This is a genomic window from Butyrivibrio sp. XBB1001 (assembly GCF_000424505.1).
Classification (GTDB): Bacteria; Bacillota; Clostridia; order Lachnospirales; family Lachnospiraceae; genus Butyrivibrio.
Genome location: NZ_AUKA01000010.1, coordinates 57,967 through 83,508, shown reverse-complemented (window position 1 = coordinate 83,508; position 25,542 = coordinate 57,967). Strand labels below are relative to the sequence as shown.

Below are 25,542 nucleotides of genomic sequence, written 5' to 3'. Positions count from 1 at the left end.
ATAGGTGTGTTATGAAAATATTGTTTGTGTTAGAACAATTAAGAGGTGGTGCAGAGAGAGTTACAGTTCTTCTTGCCTCGGAATTTTCTAAAAGGATAGATGATGAAATACATATATGCGTTCTTTTTCGAGATGAAGTAGAATATGATTTACCCAATAATATCAATGTTCATTATTTAGAAAAAAACTACACAAATAAGTATATAGAAATGATAAATGAATATTTCTTTTTACAGAAAGAGATAATCATATTATCTCCAGATGTAGTAGTTTCTCTTTCTACATATAGGACTGATGTTATTTTGGCGTTAGCAAATATTAAATCAAAATGTGTTTTAATAGAATCTGAAAGAAACGATCCTAGACGATATCCCAATAGTTATATAAAACAAGTATGTAGAAACTGGGCGTATTCACAATGTGATGGAGTGGTTTTTCAGACGGAGGACGCAAGAAAATTATTCGATAAAAAAATAAAAAGCGCTGTGATAGCTAATCCTGTGTGTGTTTCCGATGATATGGTTGGAAATGAAATGAAAAATAGGCATATTGTTTGCTGTGCAAGATTAGAACCACAAAAAAATATTCCATTACTAATTGAGGCTTTTTACGATATTGTTCAGGATTTTCCAGATTTATCATTACATATATTTGGCAAAGGGCATTTGGAAAAGGAATTACAGAAGAAAGTAAGACAATTAGGAATTGAAGAAAAGGTGATATTTGAAGGCGTTGTAAATAATGTGATTTCGGAGATTAAAGATGCGTTTTGCTATATTATGACATCCGATTATGAAGGCATATCTAATGCTATGCTTGAAGCTGTGGCATTAGGAGTTCCTACTATAGCAACAGACTGCCCTGTAGGAGGTGCGCGAAAGGTCTTAGAGAATGGAAAATTTGGAATATTAGTTCCAGTTGGGGATAAAGATGCGATAGTCACTGCTGTAAGAAGGTTGTTAAAAAATCCAGAAGTTTCAGAGGAATTTCGTAAACGAAGTGCTGAAATACGTAGTAATTATTCAGTTACTAAGATTGCAAATCAATGGAAAAGATTTATTACTGATTGCATATATTCTCGCGGGGGCAAGTGAAGAGTGATTTATTTATTGACGTTTTTTGCCGTTCTAATATTGGTAGATATGGCAGACAAAGTTGAAGATAAGAAGATAAGATGGCTGTTATTGTTTGTTTCATTAGCTTTGCTATCTGGGGTTGCAGGAGTGAGAGCGACAAGTATTGGGAGCGATGTGGATGCTTACCAAAAGCCGTTGTTTAAGATTGCAAAAGAGTATACGTCAATTTTTGATTATCTATCAAATAGAACAGTTAGAAGGTTTGAAATTGGATATACACTTATTACATATTTGGCGTCACGGATAGGTGACATACATGTGTTGTTTTTTATAAATGAAGCAATAATTGTTTTTTTTACATTCAAAGCAATCTGGCATTATAGACAATATGTTTCAGTACAGCTGTCTACAGCATGTTTTCTTTTTGTTTATTATTTAAGGGGATATGATATTGTTAGACAATCTATGGCTATGGCTGCATTGTTATATATGGTCACTTTGATTGAAGAAAAAAAATATTTAAATGCAGTTCTGATTCAAATCATTGCAATTCTTCTGCATAAATCAGCTGTTGTTGGAATTGGGATGGCGTTTTTGTATTTCATAGCCGATAGTTATTTGGAACGTGTAAAAAAGTATTTAATTATAATTATATCTATAGCTATATATACAATAAGTACGAATTATAGACAGATATTCCTAAAGCTCAATGATGTTTTTCCGGGATTCTTGAATAAGTATTTGGTTAGTAAAAAATTGTTTTGGGCATCTAAAGAAGGATTTTACGAAAGTAAATTTATGTATATTTTTTCTGCTATTTTTATCCTTGCCTTAGCTCTTGTTATGAAGAAACATATAAATATTTATAAATATTACTTTTTTTTATATATGATGCTTCTGGCTATGATAGGAGCACTAATTGGAGGGCAAGGTCACTATGCTTATAGGGTTTTTTTGTTTCCTGAAGCATATTCTATTTTTGTATTCCCAAATATGTGCAAACTCATATCTAATGATGGAAAATCACAATTTATTGGTCGCGTTATGATGTATGCGGGATTGCTTTTTTACTGGTATTTTGTTTTTGTATTAAAGAATCAAGGGGAAGTTTACCCATTTGTTATGGGATAAAGGATCAATAGGGTAAAACAGATGAGTGATACTAACAAGATTAGAAATAGTCAGATAGATACATTAAGAGGAATAGCGATTGGGCTAGTAATTCTAGATCATTCGATAATATACTTTCCAATTAATCTTCATCAAAACAATGTATGCGAGTATTTATTCGTTCTAATTTCTAGTGTTCATATGCCACTTTTTTTTTGTATCGCTGGTTTTTGCTATTCCTTTAAAGGTGATTATCGTGAGTATATAGTTAAGAAAATAAAAAGAATTGGGATTCCATATGTAGCATTTAATGTTTTTGATATTTTTCCGAGAGCAATATTTATAAATCTTGTAAATCGTCCGCGGGGAATCAGAACTTCTTTGATGAAGATTGTTTTTGAAGGCGGAGAATATTGGTTTTTATACACACTGTTTTTGATTTTTTTAATTTATCCCGTTATAGATAAGATTAGTGTACATTTTGTTATTACATTTATACTGTTGAGCGTCTTTGTGGCATTGCATTTAATTCTCCCCAAAATTGATTGTTTCACGATGAGCCGTGTAATATACTATTTGTTTTATTTTGAGTTAGGACATTTCATAAAGAAAAGGAATAGGAGAAGAACCCACTATATTTGGGAGAAAAAAACAGTTATTATTGTTGTGGTTTCTTTGCTTTTTTGGCTGTTTTCAATGCAAATAGAATTATGCGGAGTAGAATATATGCGAGCTCTTTTAGGAATCATTACAATTTATTTGATTTCTTTGTGGGATGTGATTAAGGCTGCTTTTGAGCAATATGGAAAATATAGTTTACAATTGTATTTACTTAATGGATATTGGCTTGTTTTTAGCCGTACAATTATCGTGATTATACTGGGAATAAGAATTCCAATGGTAGTAATAGGATTTAACTTCTTTATGGATTTGTGTCTTTCCTATTTGGTGATAAAACACGTTTTGATAAGAATAAAAGCTTTTAATTTTTTGGCAGGTGTAAATAGATTCGAGGTTTTATGACAGAAAAAAGATCCCTTTGGACATACACGCCTATAGTGGTAATAACAGCAATTTTCTGCTGCGTTTTGTGGGGGAGTGCATCCCCGGCAATTAAGATAGCGTACGAGCTTTTTGAGATTCCAGCATCAGATACGCCATCGAGGCTGATGCTGGCGGGAGTGATGAAAATTGTGTTTTGCTCGCTTTCGGCGGTATTTCTCTTTAGACTTGAGAAGTATTCTGGTAAAAAAGTTTTGGCTGCGTGATGGGACTTGCATCTGGAGGAAACCTTGTATTCCATAGCATGTCAATGGGCGGAAAAGATGCTCAATAAAAAGGAGGTATATAAAATGCAATACCAAAGATTTGTGCCTGACCCCACTGTGGTAAAAATACCGTCAACTTAAGAGAATAACTAATGGTTATTCAAAGGATGACATATAATACAGTGGTGCCTGACCCCAAGTTGTAGCTAAGAAGGAACTTAATTGGGAGCCAACTGTGAAATTGGAGGAAGGACTTGCCAGGACTATAGAGTATTTCAGGATATTACTGGGAATTTACTGATTGTTTGATATTTCGCCGGCCATAATGCGAAATAAGAATCATGGCCAAAAGAACAAATGTTTGGTAGAATTATCCTTGTGCTACCATTTTCGGTAGGCGGTTAGTCCTTCGCTCGGAGGACTGTGACCTCCGTTAATCATAGAAATCTCTTATGAGAAATCTTTGTTGGAGGAACTTGTTTATGCTAACCATCAGTGACTTGATCGCAGTGCTTGCACTGTGTGCGACTTTCTTTAGTCTTGGTTACATGTTTGGAAAGCATGATTCCAAGACACAAAAATAACCGCCCCAGCCTGGTAAGTTGAGCGGTTAATTTTCTATCGTTTATATTGGGCTAACCGTCTATCGGTAGCACTTTTTATATTCTTATAGTAACACATATCTGTTGTTTTACAAGACAGTTTTGTGTTATTACTTGGTAAGGATAATTGTAGGTAATAGACGTTTCAAGCATTTGAACGTTAGTAAGAAGGAAAAATAAATGTCAACCTTAGAGTCCATAACACAAATAGTAAAAAACTGCGGAGCTATCATGCTGGGTGCGGACAGGAGGAGCCTTGGAATAGATGAAAAGGCAGGACCTGCCAATTTTGTCACAGAATATGACAAGAAGATTGAGAATATCCTAAGGGAAGAGCTGCTTTCTCTTTTGCCGGATGCAGGATTCATCGGGGAAGAGGGCGAGCAGGCTTTATTTTCTGATAAGGGCAGATTTTTTATTGTCGATCCAATAGACGGGACCACAAATTTCATCAAAGATTATAAGCAAAGCTGCATTTCTGTAGCACTTATAGAGGACGGAGAGGCCAGTATAGGCGTAGTTTACAATCCATATTCTGATGAGATGTTCACGGCCCAGAAGGGGCAGGGGGCATTCTGCAATGGAAAAGAGATCAGGGTTTCCAGGCAGCCTTTGGAAAACGGAATTGTTCTTTTCGGAACGTCGCCATATTATGAGGAACTCAATGAGGAATCTTTCAAGAAGGCTTTTGAATATTTTAAGAAAGCTCTTGATATCAGACGTAGCGGTTCAGCGGCTCTTGATCTGTGCAGCATAGCTGCAGGGAGGGCGGAGCTATATTTTGAACTCAGGCTATCTCCATGGGACTTTGCAGCTGGGGCTCTTTTGGTAAAAGAGGCAGGTGGCAGAGTTACTACGGTTGATGGACAGGAGATTACTTATGACAAGCCATGTTCTGTGCTCGCATCTAATGGACTTGGATAAAATAATGAGGGTACGAAATAAGATTTTGACGTATGACATATTAAATATGAAATTCTTTGGAAAAAGAAATGGAGTATGAACAGTTGTCGTTGTTTTGAAATGCAATTTTTCAAAATGGGGGAATCCAATGATGAAATCCAATACTTCAAAAACCAGCACTCTAACCTTCTGGTCCATGGTATGGCTTCTTGGCCTTGCGGGGCAGTTGTGCTGGAATATGGAGAATCAGTGGTTTAATACTTTTGTGTATGCCAAGATAGCCAAGGATCCGACGATAATATCCTGGATGCTGGCAATATCGGCGCTGGCAACCACAATTTCGACATTCCTATTTGGGTGCGTCTCTGACAGAATGGGTAACAGGCGGAGCCTGGTGTCAATTGGATACATCCTCTGGGGCGTGTTTACGATTCTCTTTGGAACGACGCAGTTTTTAAAGCATAGGAACAGCGATGTGACGGCATTTACCGGGATTGCGCTGGCAGTTGTTGCGGCAGATGCCATCATGAGCTTTTTTGGCTCCATGGGCAATGACATTGGCTACAATGCCTGGATCAACGATCATATGACAAAAGAAAACGCGGGGGGACTGGGAGCGTCGCTGGCTGTTCAGCCTGTTATTGGAACAATAGCAGGAACTGTGCTGGGCGGACTTCTTGTGGGGGCAGATGATAATTACATGAGGCTCTTTGCTGTAATGGGCGGCCTTGTTATCCTGCTTGGAATAGTGTCCCTATTTGGAATGCATGACGTGGCAGGACTTAAGCCTTCTAAAAAAGGAACCTTTACTCAGCAGTTCTTTTCCATATTTGATGTAAAAGAGTACTTGCAGCACAGAGAACTTGTGTGGGTTAATCTCATGCTGGCGGTTTACTTTGTTTCTTTTAACGTATATTTCTCACATCTGGGAAATTTCATGATCTATTATCTGGGATTTACTGCAGATACCATGGGACTTATAGAGGGCGTGGGGCTTTTAGTAGCTATGTTCTCCACAATTCCAGCAATCAGGCTGATTCGGGCAGACAGGTCATCACTGATAATCCTCATTGCAATAATACTTAATAGCATAGGACTTCTGATCATCGGGCTTTTCGTATCCCCTGAGAATGTGAACACTGCTACCATATGGAATCCTCATCTTCTGGCAGGAGTTCTTTTTGTGGGAATAGGCTACATTCTGTTTCTGCAGACCATCACGGTGTGGTCCAAGCGCCTGTATCCTGAGGATGCAAGAGGCAGCTTTGAGGGAATCAGGATTGTGTTCTATGTGCTGATTCCCATGGTAGTAGCGCCTCTTATTTCAAACCCTATCATCAAGAACAGCGGCGAGTTTGTAGATGAATACGGCTTCACAGAATATCTGCCTACCAATACTCTTTTCCTTGCGGGAGTTATGATTGTGCTGATGACGCTTGTGCCGCTTATCTGGGCTGACAGAGAGCACCGGGCGACTCGTTCATAATTGACCAAATGGGTGGCCCTTTCCTACAATGCTATCATTGCTACTAATGGACTGACTGAATATGAAATATAAGAATATTACTAAGGCAAAGTTCATAAAAAGGCCCAATAGGTTCATTGCTCACGTTGAAATCGGGGGTGATGAACTTATTGTTCATGTTAAGAACACGGGAAGATGCAAGGAACTTCTGATCCCAGGCTGCACGGTGTACCTTGAAAAGGCTGCAAATCCAGAGAGAAAGACGCCCTATGACCTGGTGGCTGTTGAGAAGGATGGCCGTATCATCAACATTGATTCCCAGGCCCCTAACCAGGTGGTAAAAGAGTATCTTGTGAGTCAGAAACAATACTCATACATTAAACCTGAGTACAAGTATGGCAAATCAAGAGTAGACTTTTATATGGAGAAAAAATCCGAGAAATACCTCATGGAGGTTAAGGGCTGCACTTTATTCAGGGATGGCGTAGGCTATTTTCCCGATGCCCCAACAGAGCGCGGAGCCAAGCACCTAAGAGAGCTTGCTGCGGCGACAAGAGAAGGGTACCATGCCAGGATTGCCTTTGTAATCCAAGGAGAGGGCATCAGAGAGGTCAGACCCAACACGGAGACGGATCCTGAGTTTACCAAGGCTTTTATTGAGGCCAGGGCAGCAGGAGTTGAAGTGGTATTCTATCTGTGCAGAGTGACAGCGGACGAGCTGGAGATCATAGAGGAATCTGGCTAAGCGAAAATAATCAGAAATATGGAAATAGTTGCACACCTGCTTTCAGATAGCACATAGGCCTAAAAAACATGTTACAATGAACAAAAGAACCCGGCTATTTTGCACGTGTTAGTACGATAATTCAAGTGAATCCAGCCAGGTTATATTTAGGAGGAATCATGGTAAAAGATAACAATTGCGGATATTGTGTTGGCGGAGAGCCACTTGCTAAGTTTGGTATCAAGATCTGTGATCTTGAGGTTAGCCAGCTTATTCTTTTTAAGGAGCAGAGCCATCCTGGCAGATGCATCGTAGCTTACAAGGATCACGTTAGTGAGATTGTGGATATTTCTGATGAAGAGAGAAATGCATTTTTTGCAGATGTAAACAGAGCTGCCAAGGCTATTCACAAGGCCTTTAACCCAGACAAGGTCAATTACGGCGCATATGGCGATACAGGTTGCCATCTTCACATGCACCTTGTCCCCAAGTACAAGGACGAGTTTGAGTGGGGCGGAGTATTCGAGATGAATCCTCAAAAGAAGTTCCTTACAGACGAGGAATACAGCCAGATGATCGACAAGATCAAGGCTTGCCTGTAACTTAGTTCCTACGTAGTTTATTTTATGCTCAGCACCGGCAAAAAAAATCCGATGCTGAGCATACTTTTTTTGGTGTATATGATATACTATCGATGATAAAAAATTAAATACATCCTGGAGGAGGAAAAAATGGGAGAAAAAAGACAGGCTATTTATGATGCCACGACGTTGGGGAAACCTAAAATGGCGCTACTAGGATTGCAACACATGTTTGCGATGTTTGGAGCGACTATTTTGGTTCCGATTATAGTTAATGGTTATTTCAATGGTGAAGGACTTTCTGTCCAGGTTACTCTTTTCTTTGCCGGTATTGGCACTCTTTTATTTCATCTTTTATCTAAGTTTAAAGTTCCCGCATTTTTAGGTTCATCATTTGCTTTCCTTGGTGGTTTTGCCACAGTTGCTAATTTGAATACAGGTAAATATGCCAATATGACATATGGAGAAAAGCTTCCATACGCATGCGGTGGAATTGTAGTTGCAGGACTTCTTTACCTGGTACTTGCTCTTATCATTAAGTTAGTAGGAGTAAAAAAGGTAATGCATTTCCTTCCACCTGTAGTTACCGGCCCTATCATCATTTGTATAGGCCTTTCACTTGCGCCATTAGCAGTAAAAAATGCTTCTGCAAACTGGTTTTTGGCACTGGTTGCTCTTTCTGTCGTAATTATCTTTAATATATGGGGAAAGGGAATGTTCAAGATCATCCCAATCCTCATGGGAGTTGTGATTTCATATGTTGTTGCACTTATAATGTATGGAATTGGCTTTACTAACGCAGATGGAAGCGCAATCATAAATTTTGCTCCTGTGGCAGAAGCTAGTTGGGTAGGACTTCCTCCATTCCAGATTGCCAAATTTGATCTTACAGCAGTTTTGGTTATGGCACCTATCGCAATAGCTACGATGATGGAGCATGTTGGAGATATATCTGCTATATCAGCTACAACAAATAAAAATTTCGTTGAAGATCCAGGACTTCATAGAACTCTCCTGGGCGATGGACTTGCAACAGCAGTAGCAGGACTCTTTGGCGGACCAGCTAATACAACATACGGTGAAAATACAGGCGTTCTTGAACTTTCAAAAGTATATGATCCCAAGGTTGTTGAACTTGCAGCAGTATATGCTATAGTAGTTAGTTTCATCCCTAAAATTTCTGATGTAATAGGTACAATGCCAACAGCAATAATTGGTGGTATAAGCTTTATCTTGTATGGAATGATCTCAGCAATAGGTGTTCGTAACGTAGTAGAAAACAAAGTTGATTTTACAAAGTCAAGAAATCTGATCGTAGCAGCAGTAATACTTGTATCAGGACTTGGTTTTTCAGATGGTATCACATTTACAATTGGTTCAATATCTGTAACACTGACTTCACTTGCAATTGCAGCTTTACTTGGAATTGTTTTGAATGCTATCCTTCCTGGTAATGATTATGACTTTGGCGTTAATCACAAGGGTGATATCAATAGAGGCGTAAGCTTCAATAACGATGTAGCATAAGTATAAATGGCTAATTCTGGATTGTCAGGATTAGCCATTTTGCTATAGGATAGTATTTGGAAATAGTTGGAGGGAAAAGAGATGGCATTTGAATTTGATGTACCGGATTACAAGAAAATCAGAGTTATTGTGGATACGGATGCAGCCTGCGAGGCAGATGACCCCTTCGCGATAGCCCATGCCCTTCTTAGCCCCAAGCTTATTGTAAAGGGCATAATTGCTGAGCATTTCAAGATTCCTGGCTCCATGGAAAAGAGCTATGACGAAATAATGACTATCCTTGATGCCATGGCTTTAGAAGTCCCTGTTTTTCACGGCCAGAAGGGCCCACTTAGCCAGGATAAAGAAATCTCGGAGGCAGTGGACTTTATTATCAAAGAAGCAAAAAGAGAAGACGACAAGCCACTTTTTATCCTGTGTCAGGGAGCAATAACCAATGTGGCCAAGGCTCTGCAGGTTGAGCCCCAGATAAAGGACAAGATAACCGTCATCTGGATTGGAACCCATGGCGAGGCCCCATGCACAGCGCCTTTCACAGAATTTAACTCAGTAAATGATATAGAGGCTGCCAATTTCGTGCTACAGAGCGGGACTAATATATGGCTTGTACCATCCCATGTCTACATTACAGTTAATATCGGACTTTCCGAGATCCAGCGCCGCATAGCACCCTGTGGCAAGATAGGACAGCACCTTTTTAGAAACATGGTTGATTACAACAACTCAGAGGGAGCTGGCTGGACACAGGGCGAGAGCTGGTCTCTTGGAGATTCTCCGGCCATTGCCATTGCTATAAACCCGGGCTGCGGCCATTACCATGAGGCGGTGGCGCCCCTTGTTCTTGATGACACCTCCTCCGCAGTCAAAGAAGACAACCCAAGGATCAGGATTTATACTGACGTTGATTCCAGATATATTCTTGAGGATTTTATTGCAAAGCTGGAAATAGCCTATGGAAACAACCGTTAACTTTTCCTCCAGGTCATCAGCATCTTACTTAAAAGAGCTGGATATTGCCAAGGCAATTGGCATCATCCTGGTGGTTTATGGACATTTTTATATTGAATTTACAAGTAAATCTGCGCCGGAATTTGCAGTGGCAAGAGTGATATATCTTTTCCACATGCCCCTGTTCTTTGCGCTGACTGGCCTTACCAACGGGATATATGGTAAAAGAGCTGCATCCCACTTTAAAAGCGACCTAAAAAAGCTATTTGTGCCCTATATCATCTGGAGTTTCATATATCTTCTTGCAATAATCCTTGTAAGAGGCGTGATTCCTGGGAAAATGGACAAGCTGCCAGGCATACTTTCTGAGCGGTTTCTGGCCTTTGTTACAGGAAGGGGAATAGCACCCATATGGTTTTTACTGGCGCTTTTCCTGGGCCGCACCGTCTATGACCTTATCAGAAGAGCAGTCTCTTTTGACAAAAGAAAAAGCAGAGTATTGGTACTACTAGCCTTGGGCGCAATTTCGCTAGTTTCTATTGCCATTTTTAAAAAGCTATCTGCAATGCTGCCAGGCACAGAAAATACCGCTTACAGATATCTTTTGATAACTTTTTTCAGGATCCCCCTTACGGTCTTCTTCCTGATAGAGGGAGAGTGCATCGGCAGAAACTGGGCCTATTTTAAATCCCTGAAAAATGCAGGAAGGCTTTTTATAGCCATTATGTGCGGAGTTATTCTTGCGGTGTCGGAAATTCTTTTCCATGCGAAGTTTAATTTCCACACCCTGGATATTCCCAGTACGCCACTATTTCTTTTGACAGGAACCCTAGGAACACTGATGATTCTGATGATCAGCCTTATCGTTGCTGAATTCGAGTGGACGAAAGCATTTGAGTCCATAGGCAGGCGCAGCTTTGACATAATGGTGCTGCATTATCCGCCTATGCCCTTTATGACAGCGCTGATCCTTGCGGAAAAGAGCTTTCACCTGCCAAGACCATATATTATCAACACAGCAATTACCGTTTTGCTATGCATGTTAATTTCAAAATATTTCCTGATATTATTTAGAAAGAGAAGTTGATTATCGCTTTTTAGTTATTTTATCAATTTTATACAATGTTTATTAGAATATCCATAAATTATGATAAATAATTATAATGTACTCAAATTTACGTTTATTTATCATAATGGAGGATACTATGAGTCTGCAGGAGAAACAAATTTATGAGAGTAACCTTCTTGCCTTTAAATTTGCCTGCATAATACAGGCCTTTGAGCTGATAGCAACAGTTGCCTATCAGTCTCAGAGAGTGGGATTTATGAATACAGTCTCAATGTCTGTTTTGCAGATACTTATCTACATTGCGTCCGTTGTGAGCTTTGTAATGTACAGCAAGCGCACAAGGGGCAAGTACCTGCTAATGGGGTGCCTTGCAGGAAGCTATCTGGTAGTAATGCTGGGATCTGTGCACATTACCTACATGTGGGCCTTTGGACCAGCTCTTTTGATCCTTGTTCTTCTCTACGCGGATCCGGTTTTGACTTTGGCAACATCAGTTTTTGTGGTGGCTGTCAATATTTTGTATATTCCTCTCTTTTACGCATACTCAGTTGAAGTTGCAGACAGGCATATCGCGGTGCTGACAGATGCTATCTTCGCAGTTCTGCTCTCGCTTATGGCAATCTTTTACGCCAGACTTAGCAAGAAGCAGAATAAAGAAGTAATTGATGAAATTGAAGAAAATGCAGCTCAGCAGGAGAAAGACGCAGAAGTAATTAAGAATATTGGTATCCAGATTGGTGAAAAGCTTGAAGAAGCCAACGATGCCATGGAATCCCTTTCTGAGAAAGTCATATCAAGCGCGGAGTCTTCACAGGAGATATCAAAGGCTATCACCCATACTGCAGAGGCTATCCAGACCCAGACTGAGATGAACTCAAATATTACCAAGTCTCTTGAGGACATTGCTCACCAGTCCAGGGCTATGCGCCGAAACGCAGATGAAGTCACAGAGAACATAACAGCAGGTAACAACCTGGTAAAAGACCTTACCAAGAAGTCCCATGAAGCTTCTGAAATCAACGCTGAGACAGCGGATATGACTTCTAACCTTCAGCAGTCAGCTGGCACGGTAAAAGAGATAGTGGATACAATCCTTAGTATTTCCGGCCAGACAAACCTTCTGGCCCTTAACGCATCTATAGAAGCCGCAAGAGCTGGCGATGCCGGCAAAGGCTTTGCGGTAGTTGCTGACGAGATAAGAGCTCTTTCAGAACATACCAAGGAATCAGCTGAGCAGATAGCATCTACAATAGACGACCTTATAGACAAGGTAAACACTGCATCTGCCAATATGCAAAAGAGTGTAGACTCTGCAAATGAGCAGGGCGAAATCATTGCAGAGACAGGAGAGAAATTTGAGGAAATCCTAAGTAAAGTATCTGACCTTACTTCCAGAGCAGGCAAGATTTCTGATAATGTTGAATCCTGCGTTGATGCTAACACTCAGGTTATGGATGCCATCAGCAATCTTTCAGCGACTTCTGAAGAGGTTGCAGCATCTGCCCAGTCCAGTATTGAGATTAGCAGAGACTGCGAAAATGACATGGAGATCACCAAGGATATCCTTACAGACATCTTAAAGATCAGTAGAAGTTCGCGGAAGGAATGACTTTCTGCGACAAAATAACAATACCCTGCAAGAATACATAAAAAACAGCAAAGGAAATGACATAATGAGAAGACAAGGCCTGACAACACTATGCTACCTGGAACGTGACAATAATTATCTTATGCTCCACAGAGTCAGCAAAAAGAACGACATAAATAAAGACAAGTGGATTGGCGTTGGAGGCCATCTTGAAGATGAGGAAAGCCCTGAGGAGTGCATAAAAAGAGAAATCTTTGAAGAGACAGGATACGATATTCCTCTTTCTGAACTTGAATTCAGGGCTCTTGTGACATTTGTGTCACATAAAGGCGACTATGAGCTAATGTCTCTTTTTACAGCTACAGCACCAGATGGAGAACCAAAAGAGTGCGATGAGGGCAAGCTAGAGTGGGTGCCCAAGGATAAAATATATGACTTAAACCTCTGGGAAGGCGACAAGATCTTTTTACGTAAGCTCTCCGAGAGCCATAAGTTCTTTTCCCTGAAACTTGTATATGATACTGAGGATAACCTTATAGAGGCAATTCTTGATGGGGTAGATTTACTGAAGAGGCGATGACAAGCGCTTATATTACGACTGTTTGGAGATGCAGCCATGGCAAGTTGCAGAGTGTGTTACAGAAGATGCGAAATAGCGGAAGGTAAATTGGGGTTCTGCGGCGTCAGACAAACCAAAGACGGCAAGGTAACCCCTGTTAACTATGGGAAAATTACCAGCATGGCCATGGACCCAATAGAGAAAAAGCCTCTTTCCAGATTCATGCCAGGCAGCAGAATCCTTTCAATCGGCAGCTTTGGCTGCAATCTGCGCTGCCCCTTTTGCCAGAACTATGAGATTTCCTGGTCGGAAGAGGCGTACGCCTTTGGAAAAAGAGCTGACGAATATACGCCGGAGGATATTGCACAGATTGCCTTTAGTCATAAAAAAGATGGAAATATCGGAGTTGCCTACACCTACAACGAGCCTCTTGTGTGCTATGAATTTGTCCGTGACTGCGCAAAACTGGTTCATGAAAAGGGCATGGTCAACGTGCTTGTTTCTAATGGAATGGCAAGTCTTGAAGTTTTAGATGAGATAATCCCCTATATCGATGCTATGAACATAGATCTCAAGGGATTTACAGATACCTATTACCGGGATGTCCTTGGTGGCAACAGGTATATGGTGATGGATTTTATAAAAGAGGCTGTCAAACACTGTCATGTGGAGCTTACAACCCTGATAGTCCCTGGAGAAAATGACACTCCAGATGAGATGAGAGAGCTTAGCAGCTGGATTGCTGGCCTGACAGACAAAGACGGACAGACAATAGGGCAGAACATCGCCCTTCACATTTCAAGATTCTTCCCCCGTTTTAAAATGATGGACAGAGATGCCACTTCAGTTCGCCTTATCTATGAACTGGTGGACGTTGCAAGGGAGAAGCTAAACTACGTCTATGCGGGAAATGTATAGATTCCTGATTTTCCTCAGAAATTCGTGATTAGTAATCAAAAGTTTCAGTAGAATTTCACAATGGGTACCAGAGTCTTTTTCTTTATAGCCTCCTGGTACTCTTTTTTCTTGGTCTTTCTAGTGGCGCTGTTTATGCCAATCCTGACACTTACAGCCCCCTCTGGGATTTCTATCATGCTATCTGTAAAGCCATCCCAACTGTTCTTATTTCCCACAAGTGCATTGTTTTTATTAAAGAAATAAACATAGTGGAAGGCATGAGTATTCATGTCACCATAGCACAAAAGCTGCAGGGACATTGTGCTTGCGCCCTCCGGAATAGGCACAAGACCTGTTCCGTCTTGGCTTAATACCAGCGTGCCCCAGTTAGGGTCTTCCTTGAGTGCGCCGCTACTTTGATCGACAGTCATAAAAAGAAAATCCTTCCACTCAGAGAAAGTTTCTCCTTCGTTTGAAGTAAAGGCAGCAGGATGCATTATGGCATCTATCATTGCCTGGTTGCAGGTCAGTTTCTTTCTGTCTATGATGGCAAAATCGCTGCCATTATCCCAATAAATGCAATTAAGTCCGTGGGCCTTGGCTCTTGCTACATAATTTCCCGCGTGAACACTTCTAAGGGAAGAAGGTTTGTAGCCTGTTTTGGTGCCCCATTCGCCTATTATCACAGGAACTCCAATTCTTTTTGAAAAACTCTCAAGTCTTGCAAAGACAGGCTCAACTCCCTGGTCAAAAAACTGAGGATAGAAGTGAACAGTGGCCATAAGCCTGTCAGGTACTGTGTCCTTGGGAAGCACAAAGGCATCAAGAAATTTTTCTCCATTTCCATCAAGGAGCGTCGGAAGAACAAGGATTCTCTCACTGTTATAGCCTCCTGTACTTCTTACTACATTTACAAAGAGCTGATTCATCTCATTTATTTGAGATGCAGCCTTTTTACCAAACTGCCAATATTTCTCGTAGTTGTCAGGCTCATTAAAGGCTTCAAACATGACTCTTGTGTCAGTATCTGCAAAGTACATTGAAATGTCGCCCCATATAGAAGTGACATCAGCTTTTATCTTCTCAAACTCAGAGGCACTGACCCCTGCGTGGAAAATCTTCCCATCATGGTGAGAATCTAAAATGACATACATGTCATTGGACAAACAGTAGCCCACTACCTCTTTTACCCTCTTAAGCCAGTCCGGGTGAACACGAAGATTTCCGTTTGCATCAGTATAGGTGTGATAGTACCAGGACACAGGAATCCTGATGGTGTCAAAGCCGAGGCTCTTTACATAGTCGATCTGCTCTTTGGTAATCTTGGGCTGTCCCCAGATTGTTTCCTGGCCAAGGTTTGCATCCCCTGTGGGCTCCTGATAGTGGGAGTCCAGGGAATTTCCCAGATTCCAGCCAACATTCATAGATTTAGCAAAAGAACTTGCGGTGAGCTCATGGGTATCTTTCTTTGAAGCGGCTGATACATGATAGAAGTACAGGGAATCAAGTGCAGACTCTTGATAGATGTATGGAGAATCAAGCACAGACTCATGATAGATATGCGGAGAAGTGAAAGTAGAGCCTTTTGGTGCAATAAAAAGAGAGTAGCCATGTTCAGAAACAGCCTCAAAAGAAAGAGGCATCAAGAAAAACAGAATTATTGATACTATAAAACCTATGATAACTCTAAATTTCTTTATTCTGAACATACGGCTACTCCCCAACTCGTGTATTGACCAATTTCATTTAAGTTCAAACACTGCAAATGACTGTGGATTAATTGTAAGGGAATTTCCACTAATCTGGCAACCACCTATGGAGTAAACTTCATTTAAAGCGCAGTGACTGCCGGAAGGATCTTTTTCTTTTACAAAGGCTTTATCTGAGAGAGTTGCGTTTGCCTTATTTCCTGACGGATTAATTGCAATGAGCAGGTTTCCACGCCTGTACACAAAGGGGAACTGCTCCTTTTCTGCGTAGATGACTTCAAAGGAACCATCGGCCTGAAGATCAGCATATTTGTGGCGCAGGGCAGTAAGAGCCTTAACTGTATTGTAAAGAGAAGAAGGGTCCTGAGCCTGGTTTTCTACAGTTGGTGCATCCTCTGACTCGTCAATAGGAAGGTAGAGCATATCACTTGAAGCTTCTGAAAAGCCCTTGTTCTTGCCATTTGTCCACTGCATTGGAGTTCTTGTTCCTGTTCTTGTGTAGCCGCCTTCCTTGGTTGGAAGCTCAAAATAGCGCATACCAATCTCATCACCATAGTATATAAATGGCACACCTGGAAGAGTCAGGAAAAGTGCCCACGCAAGCTTAAGCTCATCTAATTCCAAAGTCCTGCGGGCTCTTGGAGTGTCATGATTGCAGGTGATAAAGCTAATGTAGCCATCTTCCTTGGTGGCATCATACTTTGGAAGATAGTCCAAAAGAAAACGCATAATATCGCCATTTCCATCTTTTTTAAGGAAAGAGTGATCTCCACCAGGAGTCTCGTAATCGCGAAGAAGAGTGTTATAGCCGTTGCCCTGATGATCAAGGTAAAAGTCAGCATGGAAGCCGCTCTTAAGGGCCTGCTGAGGATTGCACCACTCAGAAACAATTGCTGCCTCTGGATATTCCTTATCTAGCATCTCTCTGATATTCTTCCAGATCTTGCCAGTAGCTGACTTGTTCTCATCGTCATCTTTTACCAGAGAATCCGCCATATCTACGCGGAAACCATCGCATCCGTGATCCAGCCAAAAACGCATAACATCCTTCATAGCTTCTCTTGTGGCAATACAAGCAGGATCATCTGGAGAAAGCTGCCAGTCCTGAGTTTTATTAAGGAACCCATAGTTAAGAGCAGGCTGGCACTTAAAGAAATTGAGCATGTAGGTGCCATCTCTGTCTGCCTCGCCTCCAACATAAGGGTGGCCATTTATTCCATAAAACCAGCAGTTTGTCCACACATATCTGTCAGAATACTCGTTGCGCTCAGCTTTCTTACTTTCTAAAAACCATGGATGCTCCTCAGAAGTATGCCCAGGCACAAGATCAAGAAGCACATGGATGTCTCTCTTGTGCGCCTCTCCAAAAAGCCTGTAGAGATCTTCATTAGTTCCATATCTAGGCGCAACCTTCTTATAATCCCTTATATCATAACCTCCGTCCTTAAAAGGAGAGTCATAGATAGGATTGATCCACAGGGCATTGCAGCCCAGCTCCTTTACATAATCAAGCTTTTCAATGATACCGTTTATGTCACCGATACCATCGTTATTAGTATCCTTAAAAGACTGTGGGTAAATTTCATAAAATACTGCATCTTTCAACCATGCTGGCATAATTTCATCCTCCGTGTAAATTTCAGAAACCTCGGAACATATAGGCTTTTGTTTTTTCAGAAAAACATAAAGCCACTCATTGCTGCATACCTAAGACTATACCACTCATTGTAAGCCTTATAATTTCTGATAACAATAATGCGCATGTAATACAAGTATATCGGCATTATGGATTGTATGGTAGCTATTGAAATAAGTTCCGGAAACGTTTCCATTATAGCATATTAGCTTGATTTTGGGCAGATGCATTTTCGTGACGGTATTTTCATGACCGACTACTACCTATAAGATTGCTGATTTGCTAACTTCTATATGCAAAATACTGCTTTTTAGCCCAGGTTTTCAAAGGCCCTACCTATAAAAATTTCATGTAAAGAAATTTATACGTATCAAAACGGCGATTTTCCCCAAAATGCTACCTATAAAATTCCTGAAATTCATTTCTTATGGGACGAAAGAGACAAATAATGGCAGAAAAAGCATATAAAAATGTTATAAAACAAGCTTTTATAGGTTTGTGGCTAGACAGATTTTTTTTATTCTATGGCAAAGCAGGATTTATCTGAATGTGAATAATTGTGAAAGAGGAACATCGAGGACCTTGCTTATTGCGAACACAACATCAAGCGAGACAGCGCAATCATTGTTCTCTATTCTTGACATATGAGTTCTGCTGATATTGATCAGCTCTGCTAATTCTAGCTGTGAATAACCTTTATCTTTTCTGTAATATGCGATATTTAGTCCAAGTTTTTTGTAAAGATCTTTATATTCCTTTTGCATCTGCAACCCCTTTGCTAGATTATTTAGAACTTTTTAAGAATTATTTAAGAACAACTCAAAAATACGGTATTCTTGGGGTTTCAACAACAACGTGACAGGTTATAAATGAAACATGCCACGTTGCATTTACACATCTAACATGTTAGGATTGCTTTACACGGAAAAACGTAAATTTTCTGAAAGTCTGCAAATAAAAAATCAAGCAGAAATTGATGAACTTTGAAAATTTTATACAGGTTGAATTTAAGACGTCAAAACAAGACCGCCATATATGCCGGTCTGCGATAGCGAAGGGTGCTATTGATTATTCGGATTCATTGGTTTCAAGTGATTCCAGATATTCTTTGACGCGACCGTAGTAGATGCGAAGAAACTTGTTGGCACCTGCGGTCATGTAAACGTAATAAGGCTTCCCTTGAGCGCGTTTCTTATCCATGAAGTCATAGACAGCATCACCAACAGGAGATCGCTGAATGAGTCCGTCCATGATCTGGAAGAGAGTCTTTCTTAAATGCGGAGATCCTTTCTTTGAGGTGTGCACGCTTTTTTGCGCGTATTGTCCGGATTCGTTTTTACCGGGATCAACACCGGCAAAAGCTGTCAGAGAACCCCGCTTTTCGAAACGCATGACATCCCCAATCTCAGCCATAAGCTGAGGCCCAAGTGTAGGACCGACACCATTCATATCCATTACGATGGGATACTCGGGAAGCGTGGATGCGGTTTCATCCATTTTGGCACGGAGAGTCTCTACAGTTTTGGATGCTGCGTTAAGAAGATCTACGGCCTGATGAATTATCATCTTGGTTACGTCATCCTTCGGAAATACGGCAATTAGGTCTTTAGAAACATCATAGATGGTCTTAGCCTTAGCTGCACTGAAGTTATAGCCCTTACGACTGCACCAGTTACGGTAGTGCTCCGTAAAGACATCAAGCGTCCTTCCTGCCACGCAATCGACGTGCCAGTAGGTATAGACAAAGTCCACCCACTTCTGGCTGCCATCAGAACGTGCAGGGCTGTCAAAGAAGTCGTTTGCGCCAGGGAATGTCTGGTCAAGAAGAGAGATGAGATTATTCTTCATCGAAGTCTTCTGATCCATGTAGAATCCGAATTGGCGGTTCATTGTTTTAAGTTGGTTACGTGTTTCGTCCATGAGACCATACTGCTTCAATTTAGTCCAACGGTCAAGCGTGTACCGTGCGATTTTCTTTGAATCAGCTTTATCGGTCTTGGGGGCACGGAGGGAGTCATCGCCAAAGTCTTTGATAAGTACCGGATTAACAGTGCTCACAAAGAGGCCTGCATCTGTCAGCCAGGTAGCCATAGGCTCATAGTACCTGCCTGTGCACTCCATGCATACCTTGGTTTCGCCCTCAAGGCTCTTGATCTCATTGATCAAAGTATCAATAGAGGAACGGGTATGGCGGACATCACAGGGAGGTAGAATGACCTCATCACCCGGCCTTCGGATTGTGACAGTGCTCTTTCCTTTTGAAACATCGATACCAACTGCATTCATCATGATAGAAACTCCTTTGAGATATATTAGCAATGGTCAATACCAGTTTTACTCATTGCCTATTCAATCTATTGGGTGTTTCACACGAACGGGAGGTTCAACCTGCGTAAAACGAATGCTGCGAATGAGGAGCTGGTTGGCTGACTTTCATACGAACGCAAGGTTCTAGGAGAAAACGGCCAGACCTATTGCCTCACTCATTCTACAGCTTAAGCAATAAGATGGATAACATCCTAGCTGGATGTTAGGAATATTAACCATAAATACATAGTAATAGGAGAAAATTATTTTATGATGTGGGAAAAGGAAAACAAAACTAAGAACACTGTTAAAGGAGTTATTGCGAGTGCTGCAAGTGTTATGCTTATGTCAGCATTTTCTATTACCTCTTTTGCAGCAGGACCTTTCAATGCTTCATTTTATGCAAGCATGAATCCTGATGTTGTGGCTGTTTACGGATTATCTGCAGATGGATTAAAAGCACACTATGATACTTATGGCAAAAAAGAAGGAAGAGCAGCTAATGCGTCAGAAGTTGCCGATTATGCAGGGATGCTAAAAGAAGCTATGACAGCATATGGGTCAAATAAGGGCTTGGCAGCAATTTTTGATGCTTCTTATTATGCAAAGAATAATCCAGATGTAGTAAAGGCTTTTGGAGGAAGCCCAGAGGCATTGTATAAACACTTTACTACTTTTGGTATTTTTGAAGGCAGAAAACCAAATGCTAATTTCGATGTTAAGTTATATAAGGCTGCATATAAGGATTTAGCTAAAGCCTACGGTAATGTATATGCTTTATATTATTTCCATTATGTTACATATGGAATAGCTGAAGGTAGAACTAATCCTGGAAGTGATTATGCTAAGTTAGCAGGCGCAGGAAAGAATGTGATTGCATCAAATGTAGTAGAAGAGACAAATACTACCACACCTAATGCAGTTTCAAGTGATGATGACAGTAATTCATCTTCAGGCGGTGGATCGAGTGTAACTCCTTCTAAGGATGCTTCACAGAAAGCTATTGAAGAAGCACAGAATGCAAATCAGGTTGCAAATGATAAGATTGATACAGCTACTCAGTTAGCAACAAGTGCTGGACAAAAAGCTAATACAGCTGCAAGCACCGCTGCTACCGCAAAATCGCAAGCTAATGCAGCAAATACTCCGGAAGAAATCAGTAATGCCAAGACAGCAGCTATTTCAGCATTAGGGCAAGCAACAGCAGCTTTAAATGAGGCTAATGCTGCTGCAACAGCTGCACAGCAGGCTGTGGATGCAGCAACTGCAGCAGCAGGAAAAGCTGCTGAGGCGGTAACTGCAGCAAATGCAAAGGCTACAGCAGCTGTATCTGCACGAAATGCGAAAAATGCAGAGCTGGCAGATTTAACAACAGCTCTTAACAATGCAAATGATCAGGTAACTGCAACACAGCAGGCACTGTCTCAGGCAGAATCAGCTAAAACAGGAGCTGAAACAGCAGTTCAGCAGGCTAAAGATGCTGTCACAGCAGCACAGGCTACAGTTTCACAGAAACAGATAGCATTAAATGAAGCAAATGCAGCATATGCCGCTGAGGAATCAAGACTTCAGGCTGCTGTAGATGCAGCAAATGTAGCGCTTCAAACTGCTGAGCAAAATCTTACAAAGGCTCAGAATAAAGCTTCTGCGGCCGCAGCTGCAGTTACAGCACAGCAAGCAGTAGTTAATCAGGCAAATGCAGCTGTAGATGCACAGCAGAAAATTATTGATGATAATCAGGCTATTGTAGGTGATACTCAAGGAACGTATACTTCTGAACAGAAAGCTGAAGCGCAGGCTAAAATTGATGAAGCTACAGAAAAGAAAGCTGAATTGGCTCAAACAGCTGCAAATGAGGCAGCTACATTAGCAAGTGCTACGGATTATAAAGATGACTGTGACGCAGACGTAACAACAGCACAGGGAGTAGTTGATGATAGAGCACAGGATAAAACAAAAGCAGAAAAAGATAAGACCGACGGCTTAGTTACACCTGCTGCAGATGTTTCCGCAGCAGAAGGTGATTTTACAAATGCTCAGACTGCTCTTAATAATGCAAAGGCAGACCAAACTGAAGCAGAAGGTAATCTGGCTATAATAACGGAGGATTATAACAAAAAGAAAACAGCTGCTGAAAATGCAGACATGGATCAAAGAGCAGCAGCTGCAGCTGTAGATAAGGCTGAAGGCGAGCTTGACGCTTTAGATGCTGCTGTAGAACAGGCTGGACAAGAAGTAACTGATGCACAGGCAGCGAAGGATGAGGCAGATGCTAATGTTACAGATGCTGAAGCTGCTAAAAATGCAGCACAAGCAGCTGTAGACACAGCTACTGGAGCACAGACAACTGCTGGAGAAGCTGTAGATATAGCAACACAGAAGGAAGAGGCACCAAATCAGAATCCATAACTTAATGGATAATGAAAAATAGGTTCCATGTTCATATTAAGGAAGGGGCTTTCGCCATATTCGGCGAAGCCCCTTTCAAGTTGTTCTTTTCAGCTGATATCAATGATAATTAGTGGTGGAATAATCTAAGTCCGGTAAAGGCCATTACCATATCGTGGCTGTTTGCTGCTTCGATAACATTGTCATCACGAACTGATCCACCAGGCTGTGCAACGTACTTAACACCGCTCTTGTAAGCGCGCTCGATGTTGTCGCCAAATGGGAAGAAAGCATCTGATCCAAGAGCAACATCAGTGTTCTTATCAAGCCAGGCTCTCTTTTCAGCCTCTGTGAATACTGCTGGCTTCTCCTTGAAGATGTGCTCCCACTTGCCATCAGCAAGAACATCCATGTAGTCAGCGCCGATGTAGAGGTCGATAGCGTTGTCTCTGTCAGGTCTTTTTATTGAATCAAGGAATGGGAGATTAAGTACCTGTGGAGCCTGGCGAAGGAACCAGTTGTCAGCCTTGGATCCTGCAAGTCTAGTGCAGTGGATACGGCTCTGCTGACCAGCTCCGATACCAATTGCCTGTCCACCCTTAACGTAGCAAACAGAGTTTGACTGTGTGTACTTGAGAGTGATAAGAGCTATCTTAAGGTCGATGATTGCAGACTCTGGAAGCTCCTTATTTTCAGTAACAATGTTCTCAAACATCTCATCGCCAATTTCAATGAAGTTGTGACCCTGTTCAAATGTGATTCCAAATACCTGTTTCTTTTCAATAGCATCTGGAACATAGTTTTCATCAATCTTGATTACAGCGTAGTTACCGTTCTTTTTAGCCTTGAGGATTTCAAGAGCTTCATCTGTGTAGCCTGGAGCTATGATTCCATCTGAGACTTCTCTTTTTACAAGTCTTGCTGTATCTGCATCGCAGACATCAGAAAGAGAGATGAAATCACCAAAAGATGACATTCTGTCTGCACCGCGGGCTCTTGCGTAAGCATTTGCAAGTGGGCTCAGCTCACCAAGATCCTCGACCCAGTAGATCTTTTTCTCAATATCTGTAAGAGGAAGGCCTACAGCAGCGCCTGCAGGGGATACGTGCTTAAAAGAGGTAGCGGCTGGAAGTCCGGTTGCCTTCTTGAGCTCTGATACAAGCTGCCATCCGTTAAGTGCATCTAAAAGATTGATATATCCAGGTCTTCCGTTGAGAACCTCGATAGGAAGATCTGCGCCGTTCTCCATGTATACTCTTGATGGCCTCTGATTAGGGTTACATCCATATTTTAACTGAATCTCGTTCATTATTTTTACTCCTTGTGTGATTTCTTTTTATAGTGTCAGAAAAAACTAGATAGATATTTCTGGCATCTACATAGAATGATACATTTAACTTCTGTTTGCTTTATGTCTCAGACGTTCTTGTTGATGATCCTGCTCTCGTACTTGCCTGTTTCAATTTCGATATATCTTGTGAAAAGAGATACCTTATTATCAGCATTTAAGGCATTCCATACAGTGTTTGTGAAGCTGTCAAGGTCGCCTTCTATGTTTACAAGTGTAGGTTCTCCTTCATAGCTTGGAAGTGGATTTCCATCCTTCATGTAAGTGTGGATGAAATAGCCTTCTCCAGCCTTTGGATTTTCGTAAGTGTAAGTGAAGCGCTGGCAGGATGATGGATCGCCGTGATTGCTCTTTAAGATTGACATGGCAAAGTCATACTTGCCGTCCTGAACGTTCATGATTCCTGAAATTCTAGGAGTGTAGTTAGGAGTATCTGGCTCAAACTCCCTTGTTCTAAGTGACTGCTCAAAGGTCTGTCCCTCTGACATAAGATCATAGATTGTGTCTGTCTGATCGCCGTTTGTAACGATAGTAGAGTTTCCAAGAACTCTTACTGGAGCGTAGATGATAAGGCTTGGATCCTCCATCTTGGATGGATCAAAAGCTTGTGTGCGGATTCCTTCGCCATCCTCTACAAATACTCTGTTGCGAGAATTCTCGCTTCTTCCCATGATGAAATATGCACATGCTGCATATTTGCCATCAGGAGTAGTGCCGATCACAATTCCTCTTCCTGGGTAAGTGGTGCTACCGATTTCTGCTGCTAAATTCTGCATAAGTTTGTATATCTCCTTTTCTTGTTTAAGAGGAGATGCGAAGCGTTTCTGATAAAACAGAAACCGCCTGAGCATACCTCTAAAAGCGGTTGCCCAGGCGGTCGACATTCAATATTATTATCCGTACTCCCATGTGGTTATCCACTTCCGCCAGTTGTACAGACACTTAAAACATACAATATGTTTCGTAAAAAATCAACTACTAAATGATGCAAGTACAAGAATGCAATTATTTCATGCACTATCTTCCTTACATCAGCTTCTCGTCATAGATAGCTCTCTGGCCGCCTACGTACTTAGGGCGGTGACGGGCGCAGATGATAGGAGCAGCGCCAATCTTGCGAAGAGAGATTCTAAGGGGCACCACAACACTGTGCATATGCATACCAATCATAGTTCCGCCGATATCAATTCCGGCGTCAGCCTTCTGCCTGATGTCCTCCACAAGAACAGGATCATCAAATCTCTCATAGCATACAGTTGCAAAGGCGCCACCTGCGTGGTTTGGCTGAGGAATAGCATTTACCTGCTCGAATCCATATTTTTCCATACATGCGCGTTCTACTACAAGAGCGCGGTTTAAGTGTTCACAGCACTGAGCTGCCACAAAGATTCCCTTGTCCTTCATAACAGGAATTATTCCGTCATAAACAGCATTTGCAGAATCAAGATTTGTTGCTGTTCCAATCTGATCTCCTAATATTTCACTGGATGAACATCCAACTACAAAAATAGAGCCCTCTCTAAGGCCGGCAGCTTCTAATATTTCAGTTACGGCCTGCTTGCTCTGGGCAGTTATTTCAGAAAAGTCCATTATTTCTCCTCCCAGGATATATATTTGGCAAAAGATATGCCAAAACCCGTGTTTATTTCAATATTTACGTTAGCATATTCCAAAGATATGTCAACACGGGTGAAGTATCTGAAAATCCGCCCCAATCAACCCAAATCATTTGTTAAATTACGATAAATAATTATTCGCTCAACGTATAATACATCACCTTCGTGCTATAATGTATATGATATAGGGTCGAAGGTCATAATGCGTACATGCTTGCATG

The 25,542-nt window shown here is 41.3% G+C and carries 22 protein-coding genes and 1 riboswitch; of the genes, 15 read left to right on the top strand and 7 right to left on the bottom strand.

Annotated features, from left to right (window positions below; genetic code table 11):
* Positions 1-11: 11 nt before the first annotated feature.
* From G631_RS0110310 to amrS, 14 genes are all read left to right on the top strand, one after another.
* Positions 12-1,094 carry a glycosyltransferase gene (locus G631_RS0110310; RefSeq protein WP_026489373.1) on the top strand — a complete coding sequence of 361 codons (1,083 nt, stop codon included), beginning with the start codon at positions 12-14 and terminating at the stop codon, positions 1,092-1,094.
* Positions 1,095-1,097: 3 nt separating this feature from the next.
* Positions 1,098-2,207, top strand: coding sequence for an EpsG family protein (locus G631_RS0110305; protein ID WP_026489372.1), 1,110 nt, complete (start codon positions 1,098-1,100; stop codon positions 2,205-2,207).
* Between the two features lie 21 nt (positions 2,208-2,228).
* Positions 2,229-3,209 (top strand): acyltransferase family protein, encoded by a 981-nt coding sequence (locus tag G631_RS0110300; RefSeq protein ID WP_026489371.1) that lies wholly within the window; start codon positions 2,229-2,231, stop codon positions 3,207-3,209.
* Complete coding sequence (locus tag G631_RS0110295; protein ID WP_026489370.1) at positions 3,206-3,454, top strand: hypothetical protein; 249 nt, start codon at positions 3,206-3,208, stop codon at positions 3,452-3,454. The genes G631_RS0110300 and G631_RS0110295 overlap by 4 nt, the downstream gene beginning before the upstream one ends.
* A 782-nt stretch (positions 3,455-4,236) precedes the next feature.
* On the top strand, positions 4,237-4,980 hold the full coding sequence (locus tag G631_RS0110285; protein ID WP_026489369.1) for an inositol monophosphatase family protein: 744 nt from the start codon (positions 4,237-4,239) through the stop codon (positions 4,978-4,980).
* A 127-nt stretch (positions 4,981-5,107) separates the two neighbouring features.
* Entirely contained in the window at positions 5,108-6,445 is a 1,338-nt protein-coding gene (locus tag G631_RS0110280; RefSeq protein WP_026489368.1) for an MFS transporter, read from the top strand.
* Positions 6,446-6,506: 61 nt separating this feature from the next.
* The gene (gene sfsA / locus G631_RS0110275; RefSeq protein WP_026489367.1) at positions 6,507-7,169 is read left to right on the top strand and encodes a DNA/RNA nuclease SfsA; all 663 of its coding nucleotides are present in this window, start codon (positions 6,507-6,509) and stop codon (positions 7,167-7,169) included.
* 158 nt (positions 7,170-7,327) lie between these two features.
* Positions 7,328-7,750, top strand: a complete 423-nt coding sequence (locus G631_RS0110270; RefSeq protein WP_035789647.1) for an HIT family protein — start codon at positions 7,328-7,330, stop codon at positions 7,748-7,750.
* Between the two features lie 129 nt (positions 7,751-7,879).
* Complete coding sequence (locus G631_RS0110265; protein WP_026489365.1) at positions 7,880-9,256, top strand: uracil-xanthine permease family protein; 1,377 nt, start codon at positions 7,880-7,882, stop codon at positions 9,254-9,256.
* Between the two features lie 81 nt (positions 9,257-9,337).
* A complete protein-coding gene (locus G631_RS0110260) occupies positions 9,338-10,225 on the top strand; it encodes a nucleoside hydrolase (protein WP_026489364.1) in 888 nt (295 codons plus the stop codon).
* Positions 10,209-11,291 (top strand): acyltransferase family protein, encoded by a 1,083-nt coding sequence (locus G631_RS0110255; RefSeq protein ID WP_026489363.1) that lies wholly within the window; start codon positions 10,209-10,211, stop codon positions 11,289-11,291. The genes G631_RS0110260 and G631_RS0110255 overlap by 17 nt, the downstream gene beginning before the upstream one ends.
* 118 nt (positions 11,292-11,409) lie before the next feature.
* On the top strand, positions 11,410-12,882 hold the full coding sequence (locus G631_RS0110250; RefSeq protein ID WP_026489362.1) for a methyl-accepting chemotaxis protein: 1,473 nt from the start codon (positions 11,410-11,412) through the stop codon (positions 12,880-12,882).
* 64 nt (positions 12,883-12,946) lie between these two features.
* Positions 12,947-13,441: an NUDIX hydrolase gene (locus G631_RS0110245; RefSeq protein ID WP_026489361.1), complete on the top strand. Its 495-nt coding sequence runs from the start codon at positions 12,947-12,949 to the stop codon at positions 13,439-13,441.
* A gap of 36 nt (positions 13,442-13,477) precedes the next feature.
* The gene (amrS, locus tag G631_RS0110240; protein ID WP_026489360.1) at positions 13,478-14,338 is read left to right on the top strand and encodes an AmmeMemoRadiSam system radical SAM enzyme; all 861 of its coding nucleotides are present in this window, start codon (positions 13,478-13,480) and stop codon (positions 14,336-14,338) included.
* 44 nt (positions 14,339-14,382) lie between these two features.
* Here amrS and G631_RS0110235 read toward each other — a convergent pair whose 3' ends face one another.
* The 4 genes from G631_RS0110235 to G631_RS0110215 all read right to left on the bottom strand — a co-directional run bounded on the left by G631_RS0110235 (position 14,383) and on the right by G631_RS0110215 (position 19,948).
* Positions 14,383-16,026, bottom strand: a complete 1,644-nt coding sequence (locus G631_RS0110235) for a glycoside hydrolase family 5 protein (RefSeq protein WP_026489359.1) — start codon at positions 16,024-16,026, stop codon at positions 14,383-14,385.
* A gap of 33 nt (positions 16,027-16,059) precedes the next feature.
* Positions 16,060-17,643 carry an alpha-amylase family glycosyl hydrolase gene (locus G631_RS0110230; protein WP_026489358.1) on the bottom strand — a complete coding sequence of 528 codons (1,584 nt, stop codon included), beginning with the start codon at positions 17,641-17,643 and terminating at the stop codon, positions 16,060-16,062.
* A 558-nt stretch (positions 17,644-18,201) separates the two neighbouring features.
* Positions 18,202-18,426, bottom strand: a complete 225-nt coding sequence (locus G631_RS0110220; protein ID WP_026489357.1) for a helix-turn-helix domain-containing protein — start codon at positions 18,424-18,426, stop codon at positions 18,202-18,204.
* A gap of 304 nt (positions 18,427-18,730) precedes the next feature.
* The gene (locus G631_RS0110215; RefSeq protein WP_155833916.1) at positions 18,731-19,948 is read right to left on the bottom strand and encodes an IS110 family transposase; all 1,218 of its coding nucleotides are present in this window, start codon (positions 19,946-19,948) and stop codon (positions 18,731-18,733) included.
* A 291-nt stretch (positions 19,949-20,239) separates the two neighbouring features.
* Between G631_RS0110215 and G631_RS0110210 the strand changes: the two genes are divergently transcribed.
* Positions 20,240-22,378 (top strand): hypothetical protein, encoded by a 2,139-nt coding sequence (locus G631_RS0110210; RefSeq protein ID WP_026489355.1) that lies wholly within the window; start codon positions 20,240-20,242, stop codon positions 22,376-22,378.
* Between the two features lie 109 nt (positions 22,379-22,487).
* Here G631_RS0110210 and G631_RS0110200 read toward each other — a convergent pair whose 3' ends face one another.
* From G631_RS0110200 to G631_RS0110190, 3 genes are all read right to left on the bottom strand, one after another.
* The gene (locus G631_RS0110200) at positions 22,488-23,666 is read right to left on the bottom strand and encodes a phosphoribosylaminoimidazolecarboxamide formyltransferase (protein WP_026489354.1); all 1,179 of its coding nucleotides are present in this window, start codon (positions 23,664-23,666) and stop codon (positions 22,488-22,490) included.
* A 107-nt stretch (positions 23,667-23,773) separates the two neighbouring features.
* A complete protein-coding gene (locus G631_RS0110195; RefSeq protein ID WP_035789646.1) occupies positions 23,774-24,481 on the bottom strand; it encodes an IMP cyclohydrolase in 708 nt (235 codons plus the stop codon).
* 84 nt (positions 24,482-24,565) lie between these two features.
* Positions 24,566-24,649: riboswitch (ZMP/ZTP riboswitch) on the bottom strand.
* Positions 24,650-24,731: 82 nt separating this feature from the next.
* Entirely contained in the window at positions 24,732-25,295 is a 564-nt protein-coding gene (locus G631_RS0110190; protein WP_026489352.1) for a TIGR01440 family protein, read from the bottom strand.
* Between the last annotated feature and the right edge of the window lie 247 nt (positions 25,296-25,542).

Excerpts from the sequence above, each read along its gene's own strand:
- G631_RS0110255 (WP_026489363.1), top strand. The coding sequence starts at position 10,209 with ATGGAAACAACCGTTAACTTTTCCTCCAGGTCATCAGCATCTTACTTA.
- G631_RS0110310 (WP_026489373.1), top strand. The coding sequence starts at position 12 with ATGAAAATATTGTTTGTGTTAGAACAATTAAGAGGTGGTGCAGAGAGA.
- G631_RS0110210 (WP_026489355.1), top strand. The coding sequence starts at position 20,240 with ATGATGTGGGAAAAGGAAAACAAAACTAAGAACACTGTTAAAGGAGTT.
- amrS (WP_026489360.1), top strand. The coding sequence starts at position 13,478 with ATGGCAAGTTGCAGAGTGTGTTACAGAAGATGCGAAATAGCGGAAGGT.
- G631_RS0110295 (WP_026489370.1), top strand. The coding sequence starts at position 3,206 with ATGACAGAAAAAAGATCCCTTTGGACATACACGCCTATAGTGGTAATA.
- G631_RS0110250 (WP_026489362.1), top strand. The coding sequence starts at position 11,410 with ATGAGTCTGCAGGAGAAACAAATTTATGAGAGTAACCTTCTTGCCTTT.
- G631_RS0110220 (WP_026489357.1), bottom strand. The coding sequence starts at position 18,426 with ATGCAAAAGGAATATAAAGATCTTTACAAAAAACTTGGACTAAATATC.
- G631_RS0110230 (WP_026489358.1), bottom strand. The coding sequence starts at position 17,643 with ATGCCAGCATGGTTGAAAGATGCAGTATTTTATGAAATTTACCCACAG.
- G631_RS0110245 (WP_026489361.1), top strand. The coding sequence starts at position 12,947 with ATGAGAAGACAAGGCCTGACAACACTATGCTACCTGGAACGTGACAAT.
- G631_RS0110265 (WP_026489365.1), top strand. The coding sequence starts at position 7,880 with ATGGGAGAAAAAAGACAGGCTATTTATGATGCCACGACGTTGGGGAAA.
- G631_RS0110190 (WP_026489352.1), bottom strand. The coding sequence starts at position 25,295 with ATGGACTTTTCTGAAATAACTGCCCAGAGCAAGCAGGCCGTAACTGAA.
- G631_RS0110235 (WP_026489359.1), bottom strand. The coding sequence starts at position 16,026 with ATGTTCAGAATAAAGAAATTTAGAGTTATCATAGGTTTTATAGTATCA.
- G631_RS0110285 (WP_026489369.1), top strand. The coding sequence starts at position 4,237 with ATGTCAACCTTAGAGTCCATAACACAAATAGTAAAAAACTGCGGAGCT.
- G631_RS0110270 (WP_035789647.1), top strand. The coding sequence starts at position 7,328 with ATGGTAAAAGATAACAATTGCGGATATTGTGTTGGCGGAGAGCCACTT.
- G631_RS0110280 (WP_026489368.1), top strand. The coding sequence starts at position 5,108 with ATGATGAAATCCAATACTTCAAAAACCAGCACTCTAACCTTCTGGTCC.
- G631_RS0110300 (WP_026489371.1), top strand. The coding sequence starts at position 2,229 with ATGAGTGATACTAACAAGATTAGAAATAGTCAGATAGATACATTAAGA.
- G631_RS0110195 (WP_035789646.1), bottom strand. The coding sequence starts at position 24,481 with ATGCAGAATTTAGCAGCAGAAATCGGTAGCACCACTTACCCAGGAAGA.
- sfsA (WP_026489367.1), top strand. The coding sequence starts at position 6,507 with ATGAAATATAAGAATATTACTAAGGCAAAGTTCATAAAAAGGCCCAAT.
- G631_RS0110260 (WP_026489364.1), top strand. The coding sequence starts at position 9,338 with ATGGCATTTGAATTTGATGTACCGGATTACAAGAAAATCAGAGTTATT.
- G631_RS0110200 (WP_026489354.1), bottom strand. The coding sequence starts at position 23,666 with ATGAACGAGATTCAGTTAAAATATGGATGTAACCCTAATCAGAGGCCA.
- G631_RS0110215 (WP_155833916.1), bottom strand. The coding sequence starts at position 19,948 with ATGAATGCAGTTGGTATCGATGTTTCAAAAGGAAAGAGCACTGTCACA.